The 10,890-nt window shown below is 62.2% G+C and carries 3 protein-coding genes; all 3 read right to left on the bottom strand.

Translation table 11 applies throughout. The features are described from left to right. Positions 1-306, bottom strand: a 306-nt coding sequence (locus AC3WP7_RS29935) for a hypothetical protein (protein WP_492561418.1), incomplete at its 3' end; no start/stop codon positions are given. Between the two features lie 104 nt (positions 307-410). After that, on the bottom strand, positions 411-6,452 hold the full coding sequence (locus AC3WP7_RS29930; protein ID WP_158243781.1) for a dermonecrotic toxin domain-containing protein: 6,042 nt from the start codon (positions 6,450-6,452) through the stop codon (positions 411-413). Positions 6,453-6,559: 107 nt separating this feature from the next. Further along, on the bottom strand, positions 6,560-10,870 hold the full coding sequence (locus AC3WP7_RS29925) for an NEL-type E3 ubiquitin ligase domain-containing protein (protein WP_492561417.1): 4,311 nt from the start codon (positions 10,868-10,870) through the stop codon (positions 6,560-6,562). Positions 10,871-10,890 lie beyond the last annotated feature (20 nt).

Raw genomic sequence — 10,890 nt, 5'->3', positions numbered from 1 at the left:
ATCCTTGAGGGCCTTGACCAACAACGGCCGGGCGAAGGTGTCGATGTCCTGCAACTGGGACATGGCGTTGTCCAGCGCGCTCTGAGCCGTGAAGCCGGCGGTGATGCAGTCCATAAGCGACTGGCGTTGCGCCGCAGAGGCGTGCTGGTACCAGTCTGGCATTGCGTCGGGCGCGGTCTTGAGTGCATCTAACTGTTGCGGCGTGGCTTTTTTCAGCCAATCGGGCACGGCATTCTTGAGGAACGTATCGTGCACGCTTTTCGACACGGGGGTAGTGGCTTCGACGGGCGAAGGTTGAACCGTCATGCGGTCTCTCCTGAGGTAGTGGGAGCAGACAGCAGATCACGTCAGTGGGCGGCGCCTGGGGTAGATAAAACAGCGCCAGGGTGCGAACCCCGGCGCCCGGTGAGTCAGGTGACGGGGTTGGCTTGCAACTCTGTGCGTGTCAGGGTCTCCATCAGGCTGGCTTCCTCGATCGCCAGTTGGGCCTGCAGGTCCTTTGCCTGGTGCTCGTAGTTGGCCTGGGACAACCGGCCCTCGGCGTGTTGGCGGTGCAGGGCCTCCAGGCTGGTGTGGAAAGGTTCGCTCTGCGCTTCGAACCGAGCCCGGTACTTGTGGGTCAGGTACTCCTGCCAGAAATCCCGGGAGACCAGGGCCTGGAACTCGGCCGGCGAATCGTTCAGCTTGAGGATGTCCTCGCGGGTCTTTTTCAGGGCCTCTGCGCTGACCCTACCGCGGGTAAAGATCGCTGTCTGCGGTTGTCCCGGCAAATCCAGCTGGTCCGGGTCCTTGAGCTCAAAGCGATAGGCCAGCCTGATCTCGACCTCTTCGAGCAGGGCGATCCGCTGAGCTTTTTCGACCGCCGACAAAGCGGGGTTGTCATTGATCGCCTGGGTGCGCCGGGCGATGTCCTGCAGCGCGGCCTTTTCCACCTCATCGAGGCGGAACAACCCCCTGGACAGTTTGATCAACGCGGCGCCCTGACTCACATCGCTGGCCAGTGCCTTGGCGTTGTGCACCATGGTCATGACCTCCACGTTACTGAACGACAGCCCGGCGCGGTCGCAGCAGGTCGGACGTCCGGCCCACTCGAACATCTGCTCGCGCAGCGCCGCGGATTCCACGGTGTTTGGCGTGATGGCATCGATCACCGCCCACACCCGGGCTTGCAGGTCTGCATGGCCGGCGGTGGCCTCTCGCATGTCCTTGAGCATGGCGAAGAAGCCGTCACTGCCTGGCTGTGCGCGCAGTTGCTCCCACTGGGCCATGCGGGTGCTGATCTGCGTGGGGGACATTGCTTGCATCCAGCGCCGCGCCTGCGCCTGATCGATGGCTTGGGGGCGTGGCGGCGGCAAGAGCCGCAGTGCCGAGGAGACCAGGTTGTCGGGGTGGTCGACCGAGCTCAGGCCCGCCTGTTCAAGCCGCGCCCGGTAGTGGTTCAGCTGCTCTCGCGCCGCCTCGGTCAGCGGGTTGCCCGTGAACTCGATGAGGTGAGTGAGCCTGGAGGACTGCGCCAGTTGTTCGTCAGGTGGATTGATGAGGGCCTCGGGGAGGCTGGAGATGCGGTTGCCCGCCAGATTGATCTGTACCAGCGACGGTTGTGCACCAAGCCCGGTCGGGAAGCTCTCGAGTTCGCAATTGCGCATGTTCAACGTACGCATGTCGGTGATGGCACTGAAGTCCGGAGCGACGCGCAAGGGGTTGTAGGCCAGGGTCAACAGGCGAAGCGTTGACCGCTGGGCCAGCACCTGAGCGGTGTGCGCGCTGAGCTGGATCTGGTTGCCGTGCAGCCACAAGCGTGTCAACCCGTTCATCTCATTGAGCGCCGCCGGCAGCTCGCGCAGTTGGTTCTGCGATATATCCAGCCAGCGTACCCCGCGATGACGCAGCAGGAATTGCTCGGGGCTGGTGCTCAACTGCATGTTGTTCAATTTGAGCGAGCCGACGTGGCTGAAGTCCGCATCCAGCTCCGGCAGGCTCTGCAGGTTGAGGCCGCTGAGGTCCAGTTCCAGGCCGATGGGGGTGCCATCGAAGGCCAGTTTGGCCGGCGTTTCCTTGCGCCAACAGGCGATGATCCGATTCTTGGCGAGGTAACGATCATCTCGACCCAGAGCATTCAGCGCACGCTGCTCGGTGCGAACGTAACCGGTGCCGGTGCGGTTGTTGACATTGCCGCCAGCGGAAGCCCAGGTATTGAGCTGCGTGTTGAGCTGGGCGAACTCCCGTTCCAGGCGTTGCAACTCTGCTTCCAGGCCTTCCCCCAGGCCCCAGATAAACTGCCGGGTCTCCAGCGCGTTGCGATTCGGGTACAACGCACGCGCGCGTTCAAGCGGCGGGTTGCTGATGTCAAAAACATCATGGGTCTTGATCAAATCCGGACGCTGATCTCCCAGGCGCCGCCAGTAAGCGTCGAAACGCGAACGGTAGGTGTCGGGGAGCGGGTTGCCTTTCAGGAAGGTGACATTGTTGATCCCGGCAATCGCCTCCAACTGTTCGGGAGGTGGGTCGAGATACAGGTCGGGCACTTCGCGCAGGCGGTTGCCGCGCAGGTTGAGAAATTCCAGGCCGGTTTTGTCCTGCAGGCCGGTCGGCCACTGCTCGATTCCGGTATAGGACAGGTCCAGTCTTTTCAACCCGTGCATGGCGCTGACGTCCGGAGTGCGACCCAGGCGGTTTCCCGAGAGCTCCAGGCTTTCCAACGGGTGCAGCGCGCTGAGTTGCGCGGCGCTGTCCGGGGTCAGGACGATCTTGTTCTGGCTCAGGCGCAACTGGGTCAGCCGGGGCATCCGATCAAGCCCTTCGGGGATTGTCGTGAGTTCGCAATTGACCAGGCTCAGCTTTTCAACCTGGGTGAAATTGTTCAAGAAGGTTTGAGCGTTGGCGCTCCATTGACGGGTGTGCAGTTCCAGTTCGGTCACATGGCTGAAATCTGCCGTGAGCGCGGGCAGGTCCAACGGCATGCCGCTGATGAATTTAAGCGCAGTGCCGGACTCCCGGCGCCAGCAACGCTTGATGTCCCTGGCGACCGTGCCGGCATAGCCGCCGGCGCGGTCGAACTGGGAGCCCGCCGTACGCGGCTTGTTGGCCTCGACCCAGGTGTTCAGGTCGTCTTCGAGCTGGCGGTATTCGGCTTCGCGCCGGGTCAGTTTTGACCGTACATCACTGCCCAGTGACTCAATGAAGGTGTCGACTTGCGCGTCGCTGAAAGACGGATAGAGCTTGCGTACCCGCTGGGCTGAGCTGCTGAGCCGGGCCTTGAGTTTCTCGAAGCCGCGCCCTCCACCGAGCAGGCGCATCGTGGGGTCGTAGGCAGGTTTACGCACCGGGTGTTCCAGCAACAATGCACGCAACGCTTCGCGGGGCAAGGGCTGGGACTGGATGGCGGCGCGCAATTGCGCGGCGTCGGCCAGCTTCATGTCGATACGCTCGCCGGGTGACAACGCGTTGACAATGGCGTCGTACACATCCGTGGAAGGGTTGCCTTCGAACTGCCCGTCACTGAGCTGCACCAGGGTTTTAACCGGCGTGCTGTCCACCTCGCCGATGGCATCGAGCAACAGGTCCTCGGCATCCCCAGGCATACGCTGGCGCAACTCCACGCGGGTCCCGCGGCGCCAGCCTGGCAGGGTTTCCAGGGTGCGCAGGGCCAGGCGCTGGCTATCGAGGTCGAACGGTGTGTTCAGGTGCAGGTTTTCATAGGCCCGGGATACCCGGGTTTCCTGTTCGGCCCACTGCGCCAGCTCGGCGAGCGTGTCCGGCAGGCGCGCGCTGGCGCGAAAGGCCTCTAATTGCTGGGCACTGAGTTCGCTGAGCAGTTGCTCGGCGATGCGCGTCGGCAAGGTGGGAAAGGCGTCCTGCACACGCTGCACATCGGCGTCGGTGCTGGCCGTCAGTTGGCGGTAACGTTCCTGCACATACGAGGGCTTGATCGATTCGACAAACTCACCCAGTTGCCGGCGCAGCTTGGCGGCCCGCATGGGCAGAGTGTCCTGGGGCGAGCCTGGTATGTCGACCAGGTCGGGGTCGGTGCCTTGCAGGGTACCCAGCACCTCGCGCAAGCCTTCGCCGCGCTCCAACTGCTGCTCCGTGAGCAGGACCGTGCGCCTGCGCTGGGACGGCAGGGAGGGCGCGTCATCCCAGAGCACGCGACCCTCGACGTCGATCACTCGCAGCGGCGGGGAGCCGGACAGCAGGCCGCGACGCTTCATCAGGTCCAGTTGAGCCCCCAGGTCAGCCTTGGGAAACACGAAGGGGTCAGTGCTTTTGAGCTGCTGGATGAATGTACTGACCTGCTGGTGGATTTTGAAGCGCTGCAACGAATCGGCCAGCAGCAGCGGCGTGGTGTCGCTGTTCATATGGGTTTCGCGCAAGGCATCGGCGGTGACGCCACTGGCGTGTTGGGCGTTGAGCAATTGCTCGGTGTCCAGCGGCGCGGTGGTATGGCCCAGGCGCCTGAGCGCCGTAGTGTCGTCCCAGTCCAGGGGATGCTCGCCCTCGTGACGCCATGCTCCTTCGTGGTTTTGCGTGAGCCTGGGTGAGTACGCCTCTGGGCGTGTCGGGTGCGCAATGCGGTATTCGGCGTTTTGCGGGTCATGCGTCACCCTGTACGGGTGGCCTTCCAGCGGCAGAATCGTTTGCCCCTCGTGGCGGTACAGCCCCTGTGCATCAGGTTGGGCATCCGGTGCCAGATTGACCCCCGCCCGGTAAGGGGCCAGGTCGGGTTTCCACAGGCGGGTCTTGCCATCGGTGGACATCACCGGCAACGTCGCTTCGACGACCGGCTCGGCAGGCACCGGGATCAATTTGGCAAAGCCTCTTCCCGCCCCCACCATGGCCGCCAGCATCACCAGGTTTTGCGCCACATCAATCAGGTGTGCCTTGGCCGCTTTGCGATCACCTTCCGACCATTCCCTGACCCCTTCGAAGGTGTCCAGCAACAGCTGGGTACTCATCACCGCCATCATGGCTTCCCCCAGTGCCGGTATGAACATTGACACGCCTGTAAACAGCAGCATGCCGATATTGAGCAGCTGGGCCAGCTTGCGTGAGCGTACGCGTGCGTCCACGTCGGCGGTGGGCACCGCGTGTGCGCGGGCGTCGGCGTAGAGTCTGGCGCGATATTGTTCGTAGAGGTAGGTCCACAGGTCGAGGTTCTCACCCCAGAACCATCCACCGTGTGCCGGCGACGTAATCACCGGGTCCAGGTAAGGGTCCGGATTGGGCACTTGCCGGGGCGGCGCAGGCGGTGGCATTGGGTGGACCGTGCTGAACATGTAGAACGGGTCGATCCCCCGGCGTATTTGATCGATCAGGGCCTGATAGGGCGCGAGGTCCTGGAGGATGGTGGTGTCCGGGGCGTTCTGGGTGAACTGGCTGAAATAGTCCGCGCGCTCCGCATAGTCGACGAACTGGCTGAAGAAGCGCTGGTAGACGGTTGGCCCATCCTGCGCTGACGGCGGTGTGTCAGGGGTGGTGAACCGTTGCTTGAACAGGGGCTTTAGCTGGCCCAGGGTATAGCGCTTGAGCGGGGCCTGCGGATCGCCGGGAACGTACAGCAGCAACTCGCTCCCGTTATGAAGTTCGCCACTGACCAGGAACACCACCACACCGGTGAGTCGATGTTGTGCCAGGCTCAGGTCGCGCAACCAGATGCGCTTGCCGTTGAGCACCGGCTCCTTTTCTCCGGCGATCACCGACAAGACCATGCGGTAGTCGGCCTCGGTGATGTCATTTTTCAAGAGGGCCTGCTCAGCCGCCGCGCGCAGGGCGCACTTGTGCGCGGCAGTGAAGCGTTCCTGCAGGACGGCCTGCGCCACCGCGTTATCGGGCTCCAGGAAACCCTTGAGGTAAGCCTGGTATTTCGCGCCGATATCCAGCGAACGACACAGCCCGGTGAATTGCTCCACGGTCAAGGTCGTGGTGATGGGGTTATAGCAGTCGCCGCTCGCCGCCAGGACCACGAACCCCGAAGACGAATGAAACGCGCCGGCTTCACATTCCGACGCTTCGAAGTTGTGCAAAGCCGCTTGCAGCAGCGGCAGCTTGAGTGCTTCGAACCAACCGGCGGGAATGTAGTACTCGCTGATAGACACGGTTTTTCGTAGCCGGATGAAGGTCTTGTCGACATCCAGTTCGACGTTGAACCGATCTTTCAAGGCGTTGACCAACAGGGGCCGGGCGAAAGTGTCGAGGTCTTGCAGCCTGGACAAGGTAGTGTCCAATTGGCTCTGTGCGGCGAATTGGCTGGCGATGCTGGTTTCAAAGGCGCTGCGTCGGGCCGCCGGGGCGCGCTGATACCAATCGGGCAATTCCGTGGAGGCGGTTTTGAGCGCATCCCTTTGTGACGCGGTGGCCTTTTTCAGCCAATCGGGTACAGCGTTTTCGAGCAAGGCGTGGTGCTGGCTGTCTGACACGGGGGGCGGTGTCTGATCCGCCGTGGATAAAACGGGCATGGGTGCACTCCTGCAATGATGAAGTGCGCAGCAGACCATGCCTGTTGGCGTTTGCCGGGGTAGATAGGTCAAGCGATGCCAGAACGTGCAGCCCTGGCACCGGGCGGTCAGGTGATCGGATTGGCTCGCAACTCTGTGCGTGTCAGGGTCTCGATCAGGTTGGCTTCCTGGATGGCAAGCTGGGCTTGCAAGTCCTTGGCCTGTTGGTCGTAGACCTTCTCGGTCAACCGCCCCTCGCTGCGCTGGTCGTACAAGGCCCCCAGGCTTTGATGGAACGGCTGGCTCTGCGCTTCGAACTGCGCCTGGTATTTCTGAGTCAGGTACTCCTGCCAGAAATCCCTGGCGACCAACGCCTGGAATTCAGCCGGTGAATTGTTCAGTGCGAGAATTTTGTCGCGGGTGTCTTGCAAGACCTCTGGTTTAACTTTGCCGCCGGTGTATCGCGCCGTCTGCGGTTGGCCCGGCAAGTCGAGCTGGTCGGCGTCCTTGAGCCCAAAACGGTAGGCCAGGCGGATTTCAACTTCTTCCAGCCGGTTGATCTGTAGGGTTTTCTCCTCGGCCGACAAGGCGGGGTTGTCATTGATCGCTTGGGTACGCCGGGCGATATCGTTCAGCGCGGCTTTTTCCACTTCGTCGAGGCGGAACAACCCCCTGGACAGCTTGATCAGGGTAGCCCCCTGATTCACATCGCCGGCCATCAACTTGGCGTTGTGCACCATGGTCATGACCTCCACGTTGCTGAACGACAACCCGGCGCGGTCACAGCAGGTGGGCCGGCCCGCCCATTCAAATACCTGTGCCCGCAGCGCTTCGGATTCGGCGGTGTTTTGCGTCATGGCGTCGATCACCGCCCAGACTCGGGCCTGCAAGTCTGCATGGCCTTCGGGCAGTTCCTCCAGGCCATTGAGCATCGCGAAGAAACCGTCACTGTGGGGTAGCTCTCGCAGTTGCCACCATTGGTTGTGGCGTTTCGCTAGTTCCTGTTGGGACAGGTCCCTTACCCAGCGTTTTGCCTGTACCAGGTCGGGAACTTGCACCATCAGTGGCAGCCTCTGTTCCACTATTGAGGTAACCATCCGGTTGGGCTGTGCAAGCGAGCTGTGGCCCGCCAGCTCAAGCCGCGTCTGGTAGACATCCACCTGTTGGCGCACCGCCTCGGTCAGCGGGTTGTTACTGAGGCCGGTCACCCGGGTGAGCCGGACGGACTGCGCCAGTTGTTCATCCGTAGGGTTGATGAGCGAGTCGGGAAGGCTGGTGATGCGGTTGCTCGCCAACTCGACCTTTGTCAGTAACGGTTGTGCGCCGAGCCCGCCAGGGAAACTCTCCAGTTGGCAATTCTGCATTACCAGCACCCGTAAGTCGGTAATAGCGCTGAAATCCGGAGCGATGCGCAAGGGGTTGTTGCCCAGGCTCAACAGCCTGAGTGTTGTACGTTGGGCCAGCACTTGCGCAGTTTGCGTAGTGAGCTGAATCTGGTTTTCGTGCAAAAACAGACGGGTCAGCCCGTTCATCTCATCAAGGGCTGTCGGCAGCTCGCGCAATTGGTTTTGCGACAGGTCCAGCCAGCGCACCCCGCGATGGCGCAGCAGGAACTGCTCGGGGCTGGTGCTCAACTGCATGTTGGTCAATTTGAGCGAGCCAACGTGGCTGAAGTCCGCATCCAGTTCCGGCAGGCTCTGCAGGTTCAGGCCGCTGAGGTCCAGTTCCAGGCCGATGGGGGTGCCATCGTGAGCATGTTGCATCGGCGTTTCCTTGCGCCAGCATTGGACGATGCGTTCCTTGGCCAGGTAGCGATCATCTTGAGCCAGGGCATTCAACAAACGCTGATGGGTGCGCACATAGCCGCTGCCGGTGCGGCTGTTCAGGTTGCCGCCTGCTGAGGCCCAGGTATCGAGTTGCCTATTGAGCCCCTGGAATTCTTGCTCAAGGCGTAGCAACTCTGCTTCGGCGCCGTTCCCCAGCCCCCAGATAAACCGCCGGTTCTCCAGGCGGCTGCGGTTCGGGTACAGCGTGCGCGCACGTTCAAGCAGCGGGTTGCGCATATCGAAGGCGTCAGTGTTCCTGATCAGGTCCGGACGTTGTTGGCTCAGGCGCCTCCAGTAGGCGTCGAAGCGTTCGCGATAGGCGTCGGGAAGCGGGTTGTCGTCGAGCAAGGTGACGCTGTTGATCTTGGCGATGGCCTCCAATTGCTCGGGCGGCGGCTCGAGCAGTACCGCGGGAACTTCGCGAAGCTGGTTGTGGCTCAGGTCGAGAGAGGTCAGGCTGGTTTTGTCCCGTAGGCCCACCGGCCATTGATCAAGCCGGGTAAACGACAGATTCAGTCGTCTGAGGCTGTACATGAAGCTGAAATCCGGGCACGTACCCAGGCGGTTCCCCGAAAGATCGAGGGTTTCCAACTGTCGCAAAGCGCTCAGACGGGCGGCGCTTTGCGGGGTCAGCACCAGATTGTTCGCATTCAGCTCCAGATGGGTGAGGCGGGGCATTGCCTCGAGCCCTTCGGGCAGTGCTTTGAGGTCGCAGTTTTCCAGCCTCAGCTTTTTGAGTTGGGTGAAGTTGCCCAGAAAGGTTTGAGCATTGCTCGACCAGCGTCGGGTTAACAGTTCAAGCTCGGTGACATGGCTGAAGTCTGCCGTCAGCGCGGGCAGGTCCAGGGGCATGCCGCTGACGATTTTCAGCGAGGTGCCTGTCTCACGGCGCCAGCAGCGCTTGATATCCTTGGCAACCACCGCGCTGTACCCGCCCGTTCGTTCATAGTCGCTGGAAGCCACACGTGGGATGTTGGTTTTGACCCACTGCTTCAAGTCGGCTTTGAGCTGGCTGTACTCGGCTTCCCTCAGGGCCAGCTGGCGGCTTGTATCGCTGCCCAGTGACTCGATGAAGGCGGTGACTTCTGCATCGCTGAAAGACGGGTAAAGCCTGCGCACCCGCTGTGCCGGGCTGTTGAACTGCGCCCTGAGCATGTCGTAGCCGCGCCCGCCCCCCAGCAAGCGCAGGGTGGCGTCGTAAGTGGGTTTGCGCACCGGATGCTCCAACAGCAGGGTGCGCAAGGTGTCGCGGGGCAAGGGCTTGGCCGCGATGGCATCGCGCAGTTGGTGGGCGTCGAACAGCTTCAGGTCCTGACGTTCACCGGCTGACAGTGTGTCCAGTATGGCCTGGTACATATCCGTCGAATCCGGCCCTTTGAATTGCCCGTTTTCCAGTTGGACCAACGTCTTGCCTGGCGTGCTGCCGGCCTCGCCGATCGCGTCGAGCAATGGGCCGTCGGGTGAGTGCAGGCGTAACTCCACGCGGGTGCCCCGTTGCCAGCCCGGCAAGGTCTCCAGGGTGTGCAGGACCAGGCGTTGGCTGTCGAGCTCGGACGGCGTATTCAGGTGCAAGTTTTCATAGGCCCGAGACACGCGGGTTTCCTGCTCGGCCCAGCGTGCCAGTCCAGCCACCGTATCCGGCAGGCGCCCGGTGTTGCGTAACGTGGTCACGTCCTCGGTACTCAGCTCTTTGAGCAATTGCCCCGCGATGCGCGTCGGCAGTTTGGGGAAAGCCTGCTGTACGCGCTGTATGTCGGGATCGTTGCTGGCTGTGAGTGTCTGATAGCGCTCTTCCAGATACGACGGCTTGATGCTCTCGACGAATTCACCCAATGCCTGGCGCAGCCCGGTGGCCCGAGTGTCGAGCGTGTCCTGGGGCTGGCCCGGGATGTCGAGCAGCTGTGGGTCGGTGTCCTGCAGCGTGTACAGCACCTCACGCAATCCCTCGCCACGGGCCAAATGTTGCTCCGTGAGATAAACCGCACGCCTGAACGGCGATGAAGGATGGGGTATATCCTCCCACAGGACTTTGCCCTGGGGATCCACAACCCGTAGCGGCGGGGTGCTGGACAGCAGGCCGCGACGCTTCATCAGGTCCAGTTGCAGGCCCAGGTCAGCCTGGCTGTAGACGGCGGGGTCGGCGCTTTTGAGTTGCTGGATGAATGCGCTGACGTCCTGGTTGAGTTTAAAGCGTTGCAACGAGTCGGCCAGCAGCAGGGGGGTGGCTTCGCCATTGAAGTGGGCTTCGCGCAAGGCGTTGGCGGAAACGCCGCTGGCCTCTTGTGCCTTGAGCAACTGTTCAGTCTCCAGGCCTTCGGTGGTATGGCCCAGGCGCCTGAGTGCGGTAGCGTCGTCCCAGGCCTGCGGGTTTTCGCCCTCGTGGAGCCAGGCGCCTTCGTGGTTGTGGGTCAGCTCGGGTGAGTAGGCCTCGGGTCGGGACGGGTGCTGGATGCGATACGCGGCGGTGTCCGGGTCTTTGGTCACCTGATACTGCCGGTCCTCCAGCGTCAGGTACGTCTGCCCTTCGTGTGTGTACAGGCCATGCGCATCGGGCCGGGCATCGGGTGGCAGCTTGACCGGCGTTTCATAGGGTTTCAGGTCGGCTTTCCACAAGCGGGTTTTTCCATTGGGCA

It is taken from the genome of Pseudomonas sp. FW305-3-2-15-C-LB1 (assembly GCF_058787615.1).
This window is presented reverse-complemented; position numbering and strand designations above follow the sequence as displayed.

Coding starts and splice junctions, on each gene's coding strand:
- AC3WP7_RS29930 (WP_158243781.1), bottom strand. CDS start 6,452: ATGCCCGTTTTATCCACGGCGGATCAGACACCGCCCCCCGTGTCAGAC.